The sequence below is a fragment of the Fodinibius sp. SL11 genome (assembly GCF_052060035.1).
Lineage (GTDB): Bacteria > Bacteroidota > Rhodothermia > Balneolales > Balneolaceae > Fodinibius.
The window spans coordinates 12,331-28,946 of sequence record NZ_JBPOEA010000014.1 but is presented as its reverse complement, the minus strand read 5'-3'; the positions used below and the strand labels follow the sequence as shown (position 1 = coordinate 28,946).

Annotated in this window: 14 protein-coding genes; 7 read left to right on the top strand and 7 right to left on the bottom strand. The window is 43.4% G+C overall.

Annotated elements, in window-relative coordinates; genetic code table 11:
* Nucleotides 1–3: 3 nt before the first annotated feature.
* The 3 genes from ACQ76V_RS13085 to ACQ76V_RS13075 all read right to left on the bottom strand — a co-directional run bounded on the left by ACQ76V_RS13085 (nt 4) and on the right by ACQ76V_RS13075 (nt 3,978).
* On the bottom strand, nt 4–1,104 hold the full coding sequence (locus ACQ76V_RS13085) for an imelysin family protein (protein WP_441000952.1): 1,101 nt from the start codon (nt 1,102–1,104) through the stop codon (nt 4–6).
* A 63-nt stretch (nt 1,105–1,167) separates the two neighbouring features.
* Nucleotides 1,168–2,292 carry a DUF4856 domain-containing protein gene (locus ACQ76V_RS13080; protein WP_441000951.1) on the bottom strand — a complete coding sequence of 375 codons (1,125 nt, stop codon included), beginning with the start codon at nt 2,290–2,292 and terminating at the stop codon, nt 1,168–1,170.
* A 186-nt stretch (nt 2,293–2,478) separates the two neighbouring features.
* Complete coding sequence (locus ACQ76V_RS13075; RefSeq protein WP_441000950.1) at nt 2,479–3,978, bottom strand: hypothetical protein; 1,500 nt, start codon at nt 3,976–3,978, stop codon at nt 2,479–2,481.
* Nucleotides 3,979–4,080: 102 nt separating this feature from the next.
* On the opposite strand from ACQ76V_RS13075, the gene ACQ76V_RS13070 reads away from it, so the two are divergent.
* From ACQ76V_RS13070 to ACQ76V_RS13050, 5 genes are all read left to right on the top strand, one after another.
* Nucleotides 4,081–4,452 carry a carboxymuconolactone decarboxylase family protein gene (locus ACQ76V_RS13070; protein WP_441000949.1) on the top strand — a complete coding sequence of 124 codons (372 nt, stop codon included), beginning with the start codon at nt 4,081–4,083 and terminating at the stop codon, nt 4,450–4,452.
* Between the two features lie 81 nt (nt 4,453–4,533).
* The gene (locus ACQ76V_RS13065; RefSeq protein WP_441000948.1) at nt 4,534–5,607 is read left to right on the top strand and encodes a BamA/TamA family outer membrane protein; all 1,074 of its coding nucleotides are present in this window, start codon (nt 4,534–4,536) and stop codon (nt 5,605–5,607) included.
* A 90-nt stretch (nt 5,608–5,697) separates the two neighbouring features.
* Nucleotides 5,698–6,438, top strand: a complete 741-nt coding sequence (locus ACQ76V_RS13060; protein ID WP_441000947.1) for a uroporphyrinogen-III synthase — start codon at nt 5,698–5,700, stop codon at nt 6,436–6,438.
* Nucleotides 6,439–6,791: 353 nt separating this feature from the next.
* A complete protein-coding gene (locus tag ACQ76V_RS13055) occupies nt 6,792–8,045 on the top strand; it encodes a hypothetical protein (RefSeq protein ID WP_441000946.1) in 1,254 nt (417 codons plus the stop codon).
* A 3-nt stretch (nt 8,046–8,048) separates the two neighbouring features.
* Nucleotides 8,049–8,591, top strand: a complete 543-nt coding sequence (locus ACQ76V_RS13050; protein ID WP_441000945.1) for a hypothetical protein — start codon at nt 8,049–8,051, stop codon at nt 8,589–8,591.
* 10 nt (nt 8,592–8,601) lie between these two features.
* On the opposite strand, the gene ACQ76V_RS13045 is transcribed toward ACQ76V_RS13050, so the two are convergent.
* Complete coding sequence (locus ACQ76V_RS13045; RefSeq protein WP_441000944.1) at nt 8,602–11,004, bottom strand: endonuclease MutS2; 2,403 nt, start codon at nt 11,002–11,004, stop codon at nt 8,602–8,604.
* A 248-nt stretch (nt 11,005–11,252) separates the two neighbouring features.
* Between ACQ76V_RS13045 and ACQ76V_RS13040 the strand changes: the two genes are divergently transcribed.
* On the top strand, nt 11,253–12,032 hold the full coding sequence (locus tag ACQ76V_RS13040; protein WP_441000943.1) for a PhzF family phenazine biosynthesis protein: 780 nt from the start codon (nt 11,253–11,255) through the stop codon (nt 12,030–12,032).
* Nucleotides 12,033–12,037: 5 nt separating this feature from the next.
* A complete protein-coding gene (locus tag ACQ76V_RS13035) occupies nt 12,038–12,841 on the top strand; it encodes a TSUP family transporter (protein WP_441000942.1) in 804 nt (267 codons plus the stop codon).
* A gap of 147 nt (nt 12,842–12,988) precedes the next feature.
* Here ACQ76V_RS13035 and ftsZ read toward each other — a convergent pair whose 3' ends face one another.
* From ftsZ to ACQ76V_RS13020, 3 genes are all read right to left on the bottom strand, one after another.
* Nucleotides 12,989–14,317 (bottom strand): cell division protein FtsZ, encoded by a 1,329-nt coding sequence (ftsZ, locus tag ACQ76V_RS13030; RefSeq protein WP_441000941.1) that lies wholly within the window; start codon nt 14,315–14,317, stop codon nt 12,989–12,991.
* Nucleotides 14,318–14,413: 96 nt separating this feature from the next.
* Complete coding sequence (gene ftsA, locus ACQ76V_RS13025; RefSeq protein WP_441000940.1) at nt 14,414–15,691, bottom strand: cell division protein FtsA; 1,278 nt, start codon at nt 15,689–15,691, stop codon at nt 14,414–14,416.
* 117 nt (nt 15,692–15,808) lie between these two features.
* The gene (locus tag ACQ76V_RS13020; protein WP_441000939.1) at nt 15,809–16,558 is read right to left on the bottom strand and encodes a cell division protein FtsQ/DivIB; all 750 of its coding nucleotides are present in this window, start codon (nt 16,556–16,558) and stop codon (nt 15,809–15,811) included.
* Nucleotides 16,559–16,616: the final 58 nt, after the last annotated feature.

The window sequence follows — 16,616 nt, the reverse complement described above, 5'->3', positions numbered from 1 at the left end:
GTATTAATCTCCATCGTTGTCTTGATAGGTGATGGTAATACCAAGAATGGAGGTCATATCAGCTTTGACGAGGGTTACGACCTGTTGGATTTCTTCGAAGGCTGTAAGTACAGGCTCATTATTATTTTGCACCTGTTGAGATAACGGATCATTTAAGGCTTTAAAAGCTGTTTGCGCTTCATCCATTTGGGTTTGGATCTCATTAGCAAGATCACCGGCGTTAAGGGCTTCAAGGTTGTCATCAAGCCCGCGGCCCCCCGCACCTGTGAAAATACGTTCGATTTGTTTAAGATTGGCACGAGCCAGTTCGGAAGAGTAACCACCATAATAGGCTTCAACAGCTACAGGACGAGGGGTACCGGCACTACGAACTCCGGCCGGGATACCAATTTTGCCATCGCGCAGAATTCGTTCGTAATGCATTACATAGCTATTGATAAGCATTCCTAATGAGCTTCCTACGTCGGTGCCCGCGTTGTCTTCGCTTAAAAACATGCCGATGTAGTTGCCGCCTGATGTTTGCCAGTCTTCTGTGGCAGTATCGACTTGTTCTTTGATAAAAGTAATGTTGTCGAGCAGATAGTTCATTCTGTTATTCGCATTATCATCAGTGGTGTACATTGTCAGGATTTCTTCGTTAGTATCGCCCGTTCCATGAAGCAAATATCCCAAAGCAGGTAACCCGGCCGCATCGCGATTATTGATAGTGCCAAATGTATAATCGCCGCTGGATACATTTTGTTGAATTTTATCTGTATCAACCGGATAGGTGTTTAGTGAGGCGCGCAGTAAAATTGATTCAGATGGGCCAAATTGAAAGGGGCTTACATCTTGCCAAGCAAGTCGGGTCTCTTTCAGTGAAGCTTGCAAGGCCTCCAGCTGATTAAGTGTAGGGGCTGCTTCAAAACTTTGTGCAGCTGACTGGAGTTCCTCAGTTGCTGTTTGCATATCCTCAAATGCTGGCAATATGATGTTGTTGCCGTAATTTTCGAGCATGGCAGCACGATCAAAGTCAGTAGTTTCATCAGGATTAGTACTACTGCTGCAGGCCGTTAGGAATAAGAGTAACAATAAAGGGATGTGGGTTAGTTTGCGTTGTGACATAGGTCGTAAAATTTAGAAAGAGCCAAATCTGGCGATCGATTTGGCTCTGTGAGTTCAAACTTATTACAGTTGATCTTGTACGGGAGCAAGATCAGGGTACGTTTCTACAAGGGTTGACTTAGCGTTATTTAAACCAGTGGGCGTTACCTCCCAGAAGTTGCTGTTTTCTCCAAAATTGGTATTGATGATTTGATCAATTTGATCATTAGATATTTTGCGTTTTGGACTATATTTCAAAGCATTTACAAACGCCCACGCCTCTGAAAGAGCGTGAAAAGCTTCACCGGTATTTCCATTGTTGAGATGACCAAGCGTGCTGTTAATGTAATGGACAGCAGTAGCCGCGGCGAGCAGTTCCAAAGAGTTGTATAGGATGTTTACCTCTTCATTTAAGGCTTCCTGGTCATCATTAACAATGGCCGTACGTCCGTTGATGAATGCTGACATAATGGTATCATTGAAACCGAGTTGCGTATCAGAACTATTTGAGTACTTACTCCAGAAGCGAAGCTCGTCGGTTCGTGAATCCAGCCAGTCAGATTTAAAATCAGCAGGTGCATTGAAGTACCCGAACGCCTCATCAAAATGGTGTTCCTTGGCAGTGTAGTTGGCTCCCTCCTCGGTTTCATCATTCTCTACATCGGGACCAATACGTTCATTCGTAAGATAGACATTGAAAATCTGGTTGTAGAAAACAGCCCCCATCAAACCTTTCTCGACGAGCTGAGTGAATTCCCGACCTTTGGCATCAACTAAAATATCATTGCCACTGTCTTCACGCTCAAGGAGGCCTGCAACCCCATCTTGGGCACGAACACCTGCATTCCCATTTTCACTTGCTGAAGCAGCATCCGAGAAAATACCTTCGAACAAATTGTTATCGAGATCAGGGGCAAACGTTTTGCTTTTCAGATCACGATCCGAGGTAAAAGGAAAGTTCCCACCTCCGTCACCGTTTGTGTTTGCAAACATATCATTGAGTGCTTGTTCAGAAAGGATGTCTCCATCATTTGCGGTAGCGATATAAGCTTTCATCTCTTCAACCATATCCAGACGGTCATTTTGTCCGGGATAGGCTACGGTTGATTCCCCATTGCGGGTAAATTCATAGTTTTCTGGAGTATCAATAGTAGAATTGTCATTGCTGTCGATGATATCACAGGAAGTAATCAAGAATGCAACTGCCAACAGAGGTATTGTTATTAATCGTTGGAGATGAATTGAGGAATGCATTAGTAGTTCATTTTTATTTATATTAATTCTAATTAGAGGCGAAGATAAAAACTATATAGACTAATTCTAAATAAAAGAATAGTCTTTTTGGGTTGCCCACAGGAAGGTTGATGTAGATCTAATTAGCGGAAATGGTCTTAATCAATCCCGGTCTGAAAACAGATCCATGAGCTGGTTCAGGACCCCGCTACTGACGGTTGATAGTTTTTTCTGTCGTCCAAGTGAGAGAAAGCGTAAAAACTTCCTGAGTTCTACAAGAATAAAGGGCGGATTGGTGACCAGCGAATCACTTTTGATAATGTGATCCCAATCCAGCGGTTTATCAAAAGAAATGCCGTGCTGTTCCATAGTTTGTTTATACAAATGTGCGATGAGCCCATATCCAATGGTTGTGGGATGGATGCCATCTAAGCTGAATATACCTCCCTTATAGACTTTACCTGAATCACGGTCGATCCGCAAATAATCGGTACTAAGTTTGGGGTTTTCATGGTCTTCCACAAGATGTTTGGTATTGGGATTGCGGTTCATGGCCTTGCAGAATTCTTTGGGGTAGGGCAGTCGCATTTTACCCCCAAGTCGACGGCGAGCAATGCCGCTCACATATCGATTTAATGGCACTGTAATCCAACCGTATTCATCCGCTATCTCGCGTATGATAGTATTGTACTCGTCAACATTTTGATCGAGTGAAATAGCCTGTTCTTTAGTAAGATGTGGATGTGTATCGGGATTAAAATCGGCATCCCAAACCCAGAAACGTGTGTAGTAATCGAAGTAACCGGTATGTCCTTTACGGGATTTATCTGCATTAACCCCGCGCGAAACGGGTGGGATGGTTACGTAGGGGATGGTTTGAGTGATGATACGTTCAGCTCCTATTTTACTGACCTTTTCAGCCAGCTTGCGAAACTCCTGTTCAAAATGCTCGGGACGATAGACCGTGTAATCTCTTTCGGTCGGAAATTTACCCAAATCTTCCTCCTCAGAAAGCACATACTTGAGATCTGAAACGGCTCCAATCACATTGTTATGGCCCATGGTGACAATGAGATTTTCGATCCCGCCGTGTTGTTGCAGAAAGTTGACATTGTCGATCTGTGTGTATTGACCAAACCGCTTGTTAAAGGAAGGGTTGAGAACCAGCCGGGCGGTAACATACATAGCGTGATCAGGCAGCATGTCAAACATAGAAAAGGTTTCAGGCTGGGTTTCAATATGTTCCCGGCTGTTTTGTTCGGTAATCATCCATGCATCGTTCATGGCAAATCCCCATATCGATTGATTGTGATAGGGTATTTCGCGCTTCTGCTTCAGGGGTTTTATTTTTCCCTCCCAATAGCGTTTTACACGCCTCAAAGTTGAATAAAGGTGGCTAATAGCGGGTAGGTATTCATTCCACTCAATGGATTCGCCGAACTCATCCGAAAGTCCGCGAGCCAGAACTTCAAGGTTCAGCGGAATGCCTGCCTGCGCAGTAAACAAGGGCTGTTCGAATTCAGGTTCCGGTTCCCAGCATTGACGTAAAAAATTGGGGAAATTAAGGTCGGTGCGGTATATACCGCCGTTTTGAAATCCCTGGCTAACGCTATCACCGAGAACTACCAGTTTATGTTTGGGATGTGTTTTTTTACTGTTCAAACTAAAATGGAATCCTAACCAGCTGGTTTAGAATTATGATTAAACTTCCTGAAAATATGTCGTATCTTAACAGGTCTTTTTCAAACAGAATGTAGTAAAAGGATGAGCAAAATAGAAAGCAACCGACTGGAACAATTTCGTAAAGAGCGCGAGCAAGCAAACGAAAAAGTGTTTGATCTGGATCATCTGGGGATCAAGCGTTTTTTTAACCTCGATAATAATACCTATAAAGATGGGGCATTACCTGCGCAGACCAAGGAGTTGCTCGGATTGGTGGCTTCGGCAGTACTGCGGTGCAATGATTGCATCGATTATCATTTGGAGCAGTGCGCTAAAAGCGGATTTGCCAAAGATGAAATTGTTGATGCGTTAAATGTGGCGCTGGTTGTTGGAGGAAGTATCGTAATACCACACTTGCGTCATGCGGTGGATACGCTCGAAATATTGGAAAAAGAAGGTCATCTCGATTCTTAAAATATTACCATTTTGATTCGTCACGCATTACTATTATTCCTCATAATATTCTTGACAGGCACTTCGGTTAATGCTCAAGTGATGGGACCGCAAGGAGAGCCTGATTCAGTATCAACGGCCATAGTTCCGGCAGCGGGATATAGCTCCAATGAAGGATTTATTGGTGGGGTAATTTTTAGCCGATACGATTACCGTGGCAACCACAAACCCTTTAATAATTTATTGGAGACTTCGGCTATTGCCAGCACCAAAGGTTTTGTAGAGGTGGAAGCAAGATATGAGCAGACCCAAACTTTTGGTCGCGAAATTCGCTCAATAGCAGATATATATTTTTATCGTTATACGCAGGATCAGTTTTTTGGGATTGGAAATGAAACAACATTTACCGATGACCAATGGGAGGATGAATATTATTTCTTTAGGTCTGTTGGGTTTAGTCTGGACTATCGGATTAGAAAACCAATTTATGAACGAGGACGCAAGCAGCTTGATCTGCAGTTCGGAGCGGCTACTGAATATCATATTCCATATATAATCAAAGAACAATCATCGTTTGCTTTGCAACCGCCTAATGGGAGCGAAGGTGGTTGGGTTAATAATTTGAATACGGGACTTATTTGGGAGAATCGCGATAGTGAATTTGATCCCCACCGTGGAAACAGGGCTGAGCTCGAACTCCGGGCAGCCCCAAAATGGATTGGAAGCTATGGATTGGCTACGGCACGACTGGAGTTGCGCCAATATTTTTATCTGTTTGATTGGTTAACCGTCGCAAATCGCTTGGAAGCACATCATGCCGCGGGCGATACTCCCTACTGGGAATTATCTACGCTCGGGGATAAAAAAACGCTCCGTGGTTATCCACTTAATCGTTTCAAAGGAAATACCTCATTGGCCTATACGTTGGAATTACGCACGTGGCTGCTCAAATTCCCAGAGCTTTATAATCTTAAATTTGGCGGACAATTTTTTACCGATACGGGAAGAGTTTTTACCGAAACAGACGACGTAAGTGATTTGTTTGAAGGATATCATCAAACCGTCGGATTCGGCGGAGCAATGTCAATTTTTAATCCCGATTTTATCCTGCGCGGAGAGATTGGTTTTTCTGAAGATGTGAGCCGAATTTACATTGGGATAGGGTATATGTTTTAGGATCATTTGTTAAATAAACTTGTGTCAGGGTAAATTTATTTAAGGAGATTTTTATAAAATTTAATCAAGGTTTAATTTTTTTCTGATAAAATGAGTCGATCAGTTTTACTAACAGCAGCTAAAGAAGATACTGAAGTTTTTCGGTCAGAGTTTGAAGAACAACCCATTTTAGTACTGCATTATCCTCTGGAACGCTATGAAGCATTGGAAGATAATGCTGACATTCTGGATGCTTTGGAAAATCTTGAGGATTATGAAAATATCGTACACGGCAGTAAAAGAAATGCCCAGTTTTGGATTAAGTGGCTGCAAGAGTTTGACAAGATGGAAGAAGCGCGGGATCAGCTGAATTTGGCGTTAAACCAACATACAGCAGATTATCTCGAAGAGCAGGGTATACCAGCCGTTCATCCTCATTCAGAGGGTCAGGCTATCAACCTGCTTGAATTTATGCTGCGGATAAAACGCATTGGCAAAACGCTCTATCCCTGCGGAGACAAAACAGCAGAAGATTTGCCGGCCTTGTTGCGAGAGTTGGATATTAAGGTGGATGAGCTGGTGCTCTTTGCGTTAGAGGGTCCCAAAGAAGAAAACCTGCAGGAATTCCGAAAAGATTTTGCTGCCCATGAGCCGGAATTTGTCATCTTCCATTCCCGTCGTTCGGTAAATCGTATACTGGCAGCCTTTCCTAATGCCGACTATGAAAATGCAACGGTTATTACAGGGGATCAAGCGGTTACCGAGAAGCTTGCAACCGAAGGTCTTGACGTTGACCAACAAGCCGAAGGAAGCTGGGATTCTGTCAAGGAGATTATAAAAAGTAAACTTTAAAAACTTAACGTTATTGAGATTACCTGATGTTTTGAATCTATTTAGCTTTCTTGCCTTAGCAAGATGGGAAAGTGGTTTGAATTCGTGCGATTTTGTTAAAAGAATATAAGGATAGGTGTAAAATGTATTAATATTTAAATTTCCATGTTAGGTTCTTAATTGTTTATTACCATCACCCTGTCTCTTTTTTTATTTAAATATTGCCCAGAAGTGGGTATTGTATTTTCGGAAGAACTAACATAGAATTTTTTTGGACATTAGTTGTGAGTAAAACGGGTTTTAAAAATTACCATTACGTTTCTTTAAATTTCTTTACTACTAATGGGCTATTTAACAACAGTCTTAAATTTTGGATGGGGCTGTTGCTTGTTTTACTTGTTATTTCTCCCAAGATACATGCTCAGGGTACAGAAAATGTATCCAATAATCGAGAGTCGTCTAAACTTAGTGTATATGTAGATTGCCAATCCTGTGATTATGATCACATACGTCGTGAAATTACGTTTGTTAATTATGTGAGGGATCCAAAACCGGCAGATATTCATCTTTTTATAACGTATGAAAATACAGGCAGTGGCGGACGGCAGTACGAACTGACTTTTATTGGACGAAGAAATTTTAAAGACATAGAATACACTTTAAATCATACTGTAAACCGGGATGCTTCTGCTGATGAAAGAAGGAAAGGGTTAAACGAAGTAATAAAGATGGGACTTGTGGGATATGTTATACAAGTTTCTGATCCTTCGATGTATCGACTTGAATATCTTGGAGGTGAAGGTGATCAAGCTTCAGATCAGCAAGTCGAAGATCCATGGAATTACTGGGTGTTTAGGATTTATGCCGGAAGTCTACGATTGGATTTAGAGTCGAATCAAAAGGAGTTTGATTCACGGTGGGGGTTTTATGCCGATCATGTTACTGATGAGTGGAAGATTAGGTTTCGTCCCTATTTTAATTATGAATACGTTGAGATAGATCGGGAGGGAAAAGACGATCCGATAACGAGCCGGAGGCACAGGCATGGTATTAACAGTTATGCTATCAAGAGCCTGAATGACCATTGGTCTTTGGGGGTCTTTGGAGATTATCTAACTCGAAATGATCGTAATTATAGACACCGGTTCCGATTAACACCGGGGGTTGAATACAATATATTTCCCTACCAGGAAGCTACCCGAAAATCCCTCACTTTTACGTATAGAGTGGGGTATGTTTATGCTGATTATTATGAACAGACGATATTTAAAAAATCTAACGAGCATTTGTACAACCAAGAGCTTTCTGCATCGGTTCGTATTAAACAGCCATGGGGAGAGATACAAGGTGGAATTGAAGGGGCCCATTATCTTCATGATTTTAGTCAGCGTCGTGCAGAAATGTTCGCAGATATTTCTGTTCGGTTGACGGAGGGACTTTCACTTAGTTTCTATACCCGGTTTGAGATGATTCAAGATCAACTTTCACTGCCCATAGGAGATACATCAATTGAGGATGTTCTTTTGGAACAAAAAGAATTAGCTACTGATTATTCAATTTATGGAGCGATATCCCTTTCGTATACATTTGGTTCCGACTTTGCGAATGTTGTAAATACAAGGTTTTAAGATATGGGTATTAGATTCAACAAGTCTGAATTGCGAAAAGCATTGCTGGTTTTATTAGGTCTACCGTTAATACTTGTTACCAGCACTTCTGTAAGCTATGGTCAGGGAATGCAAAAAAGTGATTCCAATATTAACTACGGGGTGCAGGCCGGTCCATCTATTACTACACTGGGAACTGGGGTACAGGCAGACTTGGTAGTTGATTATAACAATCATCTTTTTTCAATAAGTACTACAAGTACTGATTTGGATGTAGGAACCGAGACCTGGGATATCGCTTTGCTTTATGGTCGAAGCATGAATTATCGCTCTTTTTACCTTTCGGCGGGAACTGGAGTAGCGGTCATAGGAGGCGAGGGATATTCTGATTTATTTGGAAGGGGAACGAAAACGTCTATAGAAACGAGTATTGGTTTTCCTTTGAGAGGACAAGTATCTTGGCAGCCTATACGGTTTTTGGCGTTAGGGATAAATAGTTTTTTAAATGTTAACACCGAGCAGCCTTTTGGCGGAATAGGTGTTTCTGTGAGGTTAGGTTCCTTTTAAGGAATTGTAATTATTTGAACTTTACGATTGTGCAGCCGGCACCGCCTTGAGAGATCGGGGCTATCTCATACCCTTCTACCTCTTTACGTTCATTCAGGTATTCGTGTACTAACTTCTTGAGGATGCCTTCGCCTTTACCGTGGATTATCTGCACATCACTGCGTCCTGCGGCCACTGCATCATCAATATAACGTTGCACCTCCTTCATAGCTGCATCACCACGCATGCCGCGAATGCTGAGCTGCGGTTTCACCATTTTGAATCGATTGCCCCCTTCAAAATTCACTTTTACCTTCTGTTTTTTGTGCTGACGATCTGAAGCATCCTCCACTTTAACAAGCTTTTTATATTTCGTTTTAACTCGTAGACCACCGGCCGAGATCACTGCTTTATTTCCGTTAACCTCTTTTAATTCACCTGTCGTATTGGCGTCTTTTAACCGTACTAAGTCACCGACTTCTGGCTGTTCGGCTGAATCCTGATATTGTTCCTGCTCCTCCTCCAATTCCTGTAGATCGGATGATATTTTTTTGCGATGAGACGCGACTTCTTTTCGCGCTTCTTTAATCGTTTCGTCATCCTTTTCACCCTTTTCGACGATTCGTTGCACGGCATCCTCAATTTTTTGGTTTGCGGAGTCCATTATTTCTTTGGCTTCCTTGAGTGCCTTCTCCCGAATTTGTTCTTTCTCTTTTTCAATGGCAGAGCATTTTTCTTCGAAACGATGTCGTTCCCTTTCCGTTTTTGATTTCAGCTGATCATATTTCTTTTTGAGCTCCTCGGCCTCTTGGGTTTTAGACTCGAGGTCCGTAATCAGCGTTTCCATATCACTTTTGGCTTCGCCCAAAAGCGTGCGGGATCGACTGAGAAGTTTATTTTGAAGTTGCATCCGCTCCGCAATTTCAAAAGCGTAACTGCTTCCCGGAACGCCTTTCTTAAATCGGTAAGTGGGCGAAAGAGTATCCTGATCAAACTCCATCGAGCCGTTGACAGCGTGTTCGTGATCGTGGGCAAAAACTTTAAGCGATCCGTGGTGGGTGGTAACCAGCGTTTTGGATTTTCGCTCCATTAGAATTTCGATGAGCGATTGAAATAGTGCGCCACCTTCTTCGGGATCGGTGCCGGCAGCAGCCTCATCAATTAGCACCAAGCTATTTTCATTAGCATTATCCAAGGTATGTTTCATCCAGTCGAGGCGCGAGGAAAACGTACTCAAATCGTTCTCGATGGATTGGTCATCACCCATATCCACAAATATGCTGTTAAATATCGGAATCTCGGAGCTGTCACGGGCGGGAATAGCAAATCCGGATTGGATCATCATACTGCATAAGCCCAGTGTTTTGAGCGCTACTGATTTCCCGCCGGCATTGGGGCCGGTAATAACAAGGCAGCGTTCATCCTCAGTGAGTTCCAAATTCAACGGTACTACTTCTTCCTGCTGTTCTTTGGGAAGTTGAAAGTTTTTGAGTAGTAACAGCGGATTGTAAGCTTCTCGCAGGTATAGATGAGAGGTCTCTGAAATCACAGGCACAAATCCATCCAGATCGATACTTAGTTGTGCTTTGGCCGAAATAATATCGAACGTTGTTACGGTTTCCAGGTTTTGTCGGATAGAGTTCCGATCTTTCCGCACATGCGTGGTTAGCTCGCGAAGAATACGTTCGATCTCCTGTTTTTCTTCGGATTCGAGCTGGCGAATTTCGTTATTGATTTCCAGCGCTTCTACCGGTTCCAGGTACACCGTTTGTCCTGATGAAGAGACGTCGTGAACAAATCCCTGTACTTTTCGTTTGTATTCAGCTTGCACGGGTATGACCATGCGACCACTGCGAATAGTAGCCCCTTCGTCAGAAGTCATTCCTTGTTTAGAAAGACGACCCATTACACGGTTTATCGTTGTGCGTAGATCATTTTTTCGTTTGTTAATATTATTGCGGATGGATTGCAGCTTGGGGCTGGCATCGCTCCTGAGTTCGCCATTATCGGTAAGAACATCTTGCAGCGTGTCTTCGAGATCTTTTAGTGGAATGAGTCCGACGGCAATTTTTTTAAGAGCGGGATAATGCTCCTTCCGCTGATCGATATAGGATTTAACTACACGGGCAGTAATACTGAGCTCCAGAATTTTTACAAAAGCCTCCAACGGAATGATACTGTTTTCTGGACGTGCTTTTTCCAAATAGTTACGTACGTCGTGCAGATTTCGCAATGGAAAAGCAGAGTCGTTAAGTAGCAGGTCCATCATCTCGCTGGTCTGTTGCAGCCGTCGCTCGATAACTTCGCGATCTGAAAAGGGCATCATCGTTTTGATCTGGTGGCGAGCCATTTCAGACTGTGCTTTTTTGAGCGTAGCTTCTCGAATCGACTCGAATCCAATTTTGTCGCTCAGATGTTTCGGGAATAAGTGCATGGAATACTATTCAAAAATCTTTATTTACCAACAGAGTACCGGAGGCAAGCCACGTAGAAAATTAATTGAGACTTCTAAGGTTGTGGTACCCTCACCGCACTCCGCGAATTTATTTAATAAGCTGTCGAAATATAAGCTTCTTACCGCGAAAATGATGAATTTGAAAAGAGTAAAATAATTGTTAATTGAAATCATGCTTAAAGTCCCCACAATAGGAAGTACAGAATAAGATATAGCTAAAAATTTTTATGAAAATACCGATTTACCAGGTGGATGCTTTTGCTAAAGAACCGTTTGAAGGTAACCCCGCGGCTGTATGCCCGCTGGATGAATGGCTGCCCGATGAGCTTATGCAACAAATAGCCATGGAAAATAATCTTTCCGAAACGGCTTTTTTTGTTCCGCAGGATAATGGATTTCGGTTGCGATGGTTTACGCCTACCACCGAGGTAAACTTGTGTGGACATGCGACGCTGGCTTCGGCCCATGTGTTATTTGAGCATCTGGATTATGATCGGGATACCATTCAATTTAATTCCAAAAGTGGAGAGCTGAGCGTTCAAAAAAAAGGTGCTCGTTTGGTGATGAATTTTCCCACTGCTCAGCTAAACAAGGCTGAAACTTCTTCATTTTTGGAAAAAGCCGTAGGGATTACTGCCAGCGAATGCTACCGTGATACTGACTATTTATATGTGGTAGAAACGGAAGAGCAGATTCGCAATTTAAATCCGGATATTCGATCGATGACCAAGGCGGATGTACGTGGAATTATCGTTACGGCCCCAGGTGAAGAATATGATTTTGTATCCCGGTTTTTCGCTCCCAATGCCGGCGTTGATGAAGATCCGGTGACTGGCTCGGCCCATACGATGTTGACTCCATATTGGAGCAGTCGACTGGGAAAAAAGAAGTTGGTGGGACGACAGGTATCACGGCGTGGGGGTATGGTCTATTGTCATCAAAAAGGAGATCGTGTTGAAATTTCCGGTGAAGCCTGTACAGTTATGCAAGGACAAATTGTAGTCTGATGGAAATGCTCATTCTTTTATTACTTGGTATTATTGCGGGTATAGTGGCTGGTTTGTTTGGCTTGGGCGGCGGTATACTCTTTACGCCAATTTTATTTATTGTTTTCAGTGATGCAGGCATTGAAAACCCCGTAGTTTTGACTATTGGTAGCTCACTCTTCTGCACGTTTATTGCTGCTTTTGGGAGCTCAGTGCGCCAATTTCAGCAAAAGAATTTCTATTTGGGAGATGGTCTCAAAGTTGGTTTAATGGGAGCTGGCGGAGTATATCTTGGCAAGTTGGTTATCACATCTCCATATTACAGCCAGCAGGAGTTCGTCATCTTTTTCAGTCTGCTTTTAATCTACGTTGCATACATGTTTTACCAAAGGGGGGCGCGGCAGCAAAAAGAGATTGAGCAAAATGATACCTCTGTTACATTATCGCAGTCAGTTGTTACGGGCGGATTGGGTGGTTTTGTAGCAGCACTGGCAGGAATTGGTGGAGGGGGAGTGATGGTACCGTTGCTGAATCTGGTTTTCAAGAAAAATTTTGCCCGGGCAGTAAGCATTTCATCGCTCGCTATTGTGTTAATTTCGCTCTCCGGTTGGGTGCAGCTTGGTTATACTGGCAATAGTATGGGTACGCTTACAGAATTTTACTGGGGGTATGTGGATTTTGGTGCTGCGTTTCCATTGGCATTGGGTGGACTCTTGGGGGGATTTCTGGGAGCGTTATTTAATCTAAAAATTGATCGTCGCTATCTACAGTTTGGCTTTTCAGCATTAGCGATTGCGATGGCTTTGAAATTGATTATCGAAGTATTTTAGAGGGCAATAAAAAAAGGAGCCCCAGTCAAAGGACTCCTTTTCTATTTATAGCAATCAAAATCCCAGAGTAAAGGGATTAGAATGAAACTGAAAGTTATCAGCCATCCGTTATGTACATAGCAATCTTAACAGGATTTAAACCATTGCTTAATCCATTATCTTTCTCAGGAATGCCGGTTGATCAGAATCAGTTTTGTCGATTCGTTCACGGCGATTGTTGAGTAGTTCGTTGCTTTTTTCCTGCTCATCCTGCATTTCTTTTTCCTCTTTTTCATCATCGTTGAGGGGGCGCACGTTTTTGAGTCCGCGTCGGTGAAATGCCGGCTGATCCATCTGTTTAAGATTTTTCTCCCCTTTGTAAAAAGGTTCATTGGTAGCAGAGTATCGGCTGTGCCCGGTAACATCGCTGGCCTTTGGCATATCCAGATCGTCAGAATGGTTTTTCTTGTTGGCTCCTTTCTTTTTCTCATTCGGAGCTACACGAGCTTCTTTGTTACTTTCAGCCAGATCAAATCCGGTTGCTATAACAGTAACTCGCAATTCATCATCAAAGCTTTCGTCGAGCACCGTACCGAGAATAATCTCAGCGTTTTCGCCCGCCTCTTGCTGAATGATAGAGGTGGCTGTGTTGGTTTCTTTCATTCCAAGATTTGCCCCGGATGAAATATTAACTAACACATTGCGAGCACCGTTAATGCTTACCCCATCAAGCAGGGGCGAATTGATCGCTTCACGGGCTGCAATTTCTGCGCGATCTTCTCCTGTAGCATTGGCAGCCCCCATAATGGCAGCTCCACCATCAAGCATGGTTGTCCGCACATCAGCGAAGTCAAGGTTGATGAGCCCGGGCATTAGAATCAGGTCTGAAATGCCACGCGTAGCATTGTAAAGCACCTGGTTCGCTTGCTCAAAAGCTTCGAGCAGCGTGGTATCCTCATCGGCGATATCCATAAGTCGTTCGTTGGGGATAACAATGACAGTATCACTGTTTTTCTTGAGTTCGGTAATCCCCTCAAGTGCATATTTCATCCGTTTGGGTCCTTCACAGTCGAACGGTGTGGTTACAATGCCGACCGTTAAGATTCCTTTTCGTTTGGCAATACCCGAAACAACAGGAGCACCGCCCGTTCCGGTACCACCGCCCATGCCGGCCGTAACGAAAATCATATCGGCGCCTTCGATGGCTTCTTCAATTTCGTGTCGGTTTTCTTCCACGGCTTCTCTTCCAATTTCAGGGCGCGCTCCTGCACCCAGTCCGTTAGTAAGATTAGCTCCTACTTGTATGGTAAGATCAGCCATGCTGTTTTTTAACGCCTGTGCATCAGTGTTAAGAGCGATATACTCCACGCTGGTCAGGCCTTTTTCGATCATGTTGTTAACGGCATTGCCTCCGCCGCCTCCAACACCTATCACTTTTATTTTCGCATTGTCTTGACCGTCGATGTCAAAACTAAAACGAGAGTTGAGATTAGACATAATATTTACTCCTTTTTTAGATTGCTGTGTACTGTTTATTGCTATTTGATTGCTATATGTTGTCTCTTTTTGACAGCAGATATGGCTGTCGGCATTTTAAAGTTCTTTAAACCAGCTCTTCATTCGTTCGGCGATACGATTCATTACCTTCTCCACGCTTGATCCTTTGGTGGATGACGGCACGATAGCTTGGTTTGTCGGGCCGGAGCCGGTTTTAATAGCGTGCATAACCAGTCCGACGCCCGTTGCATAAATGGGATTATTTACTTCTTCAATGAGTCCGCCGCTAAGTCCTATCGGCTTGCCAATTTTGGCATCCATGCCTAATATTTCGTTGGCAAGGGGACAAACGTTTTTTATTAGTGATCCGCCGCCGCTGAGCACTACTCCAGCACTGAGCGAATCGGCATATCCGCTTCGTTTTACTTCTATAGCTACGATCTCCAGAATCTCCTCCATTCGTGCCTGGATGATTTTAGCCAGAATACTTTTGGTAATTTCTTTGGGGGGGCGTCCGGCAATACCGGGCACTGTAATGGCTTCGTCCTCTTCAATCATGTCCACGTATGCTTCGCCGTGTTCACGCTTCAGCTTCTCGGCTTGATCGTCAAGCACGCTTAATCCAACCCGGATGTCGTCTGTGACTTTCTTGCCAGCAATTGCGATCACGGCCGTATGGCGAATAGTATTATCCTGGAAGATGGCTACATCGGTAGTGCCGCCTCCGATATCCACCAATACAACACCTGCTTCTTTTTCTTCTTCATCGAGTACGGAATAGGAAGAGGCCAAGGGTTCGAGAATAATATCGGCCACTTGATAACCGGCGCGTTCTACGCATCGGTAAATATTTTTAGCTGCAGAAACGAGCCCGGTAATAATGTGGACTTCCGCCTCCATTCGCATGCCGCTCATGCCAACGGGATCCTGAATTCCATCTTGCCCGTCAACAACAAATTCCTGTGGTATCACGTGGATGATCTGCTGGTCGGTTGGTAGCATAATGCGCTGGCAGTCTTCAAGCAGGCGTTCAACATCATCCACCGTAATTTCATTATCACGGTTATTGATGGTGATCACCCCTTTGCTGCGCATGCTGCGGATATGGTCGCCGGCAATACCTACATTCACGGAATTTACTTCGATCCCGGACGCCAGTTGAGCCTGTTCTACGGCCGTTTGGATGGCGTTAACGGTTTTGTCGATATTTACAACAACGCCGCGGTTGAGTCCATCGCTTGGGGCTTTTCCTACTCCCAGGATATTAATTCGGTCCTGTGGATCAATAGATGCAACAATCGCGCACACTTTTGTAGTACCAATATCCAGGCCAACGACAATTCTATCTTCTTGTTCTTCCATAATGTTATCCACGTACTGTTGTGATTAATTTAGTCATCATGTCATACTGAGTTTGTTTCAGCATCATCAGTTATTTCATTTTTAGATCCTGAAACAAGTTCAGGATGACATTATAGTTTGTGTTTGAATTTATTTTTCGCGCGTTACGATCTGTCCTTCAAATCGAAGATCGATAGAACGCATTTTTTCAATTCCTTTTTGTTTGATTACTTCGCCATAAAATGCTTCCCAGTTGCGTAGTCGATTTTCAAAATCTCCTTTTCCAAAAATTAGTTTTACCCCATTCTGATTGGTTAACGCAACCACTCCTTCATTAGACGAAGACCAGGCAATTTCACTTATCGTTGCATCAGCCACATTGTTGCTATGGACAGCTGTTAAAAAATTAGAAACCGTTTCAAAAACATTGCTTCGCAGCGTATCTTGCAAAGGCTTCGCATTAAATCCATACAGGAGCGGCACGTCCACCATTTTGCCCGGTACAAGGGGCAGTTTTATGCCGGCACCGTCGATATACATTTTATTGGCCCCATCAATCAGCAGCGCCATGGGCTGACGTTCGGAGATTTTTACATTCATACTTCCATTGGGTTCTATACTGATATCAGCATGCTTTACATACGGTAGCTGTTCAAAGTCCTTTCTAATGGCCCCAAAATTCATGCTATCCGGACTCATACCCATGGGTACCTCCACCAGCTGCAGATCTTCTTCAGAAACAAAATGGTTTCCCTCGAACTGTACACGCTGCACCTTCATGGTAGAGCTCCAGTAAAGTCCCGCCAATGTTGCCAATCCTAAAACTAAAACCGCACCGGCAATCCACGGCCAGGGGTTTCTGCTGTTTTGGGATTCGGTATGTTGTTTGTTTTCAGTCATTTAAATGTTTTAAAAATCTGTGTCATGCTAAGCTTGTCTCAGTATCTGATACGAGTGC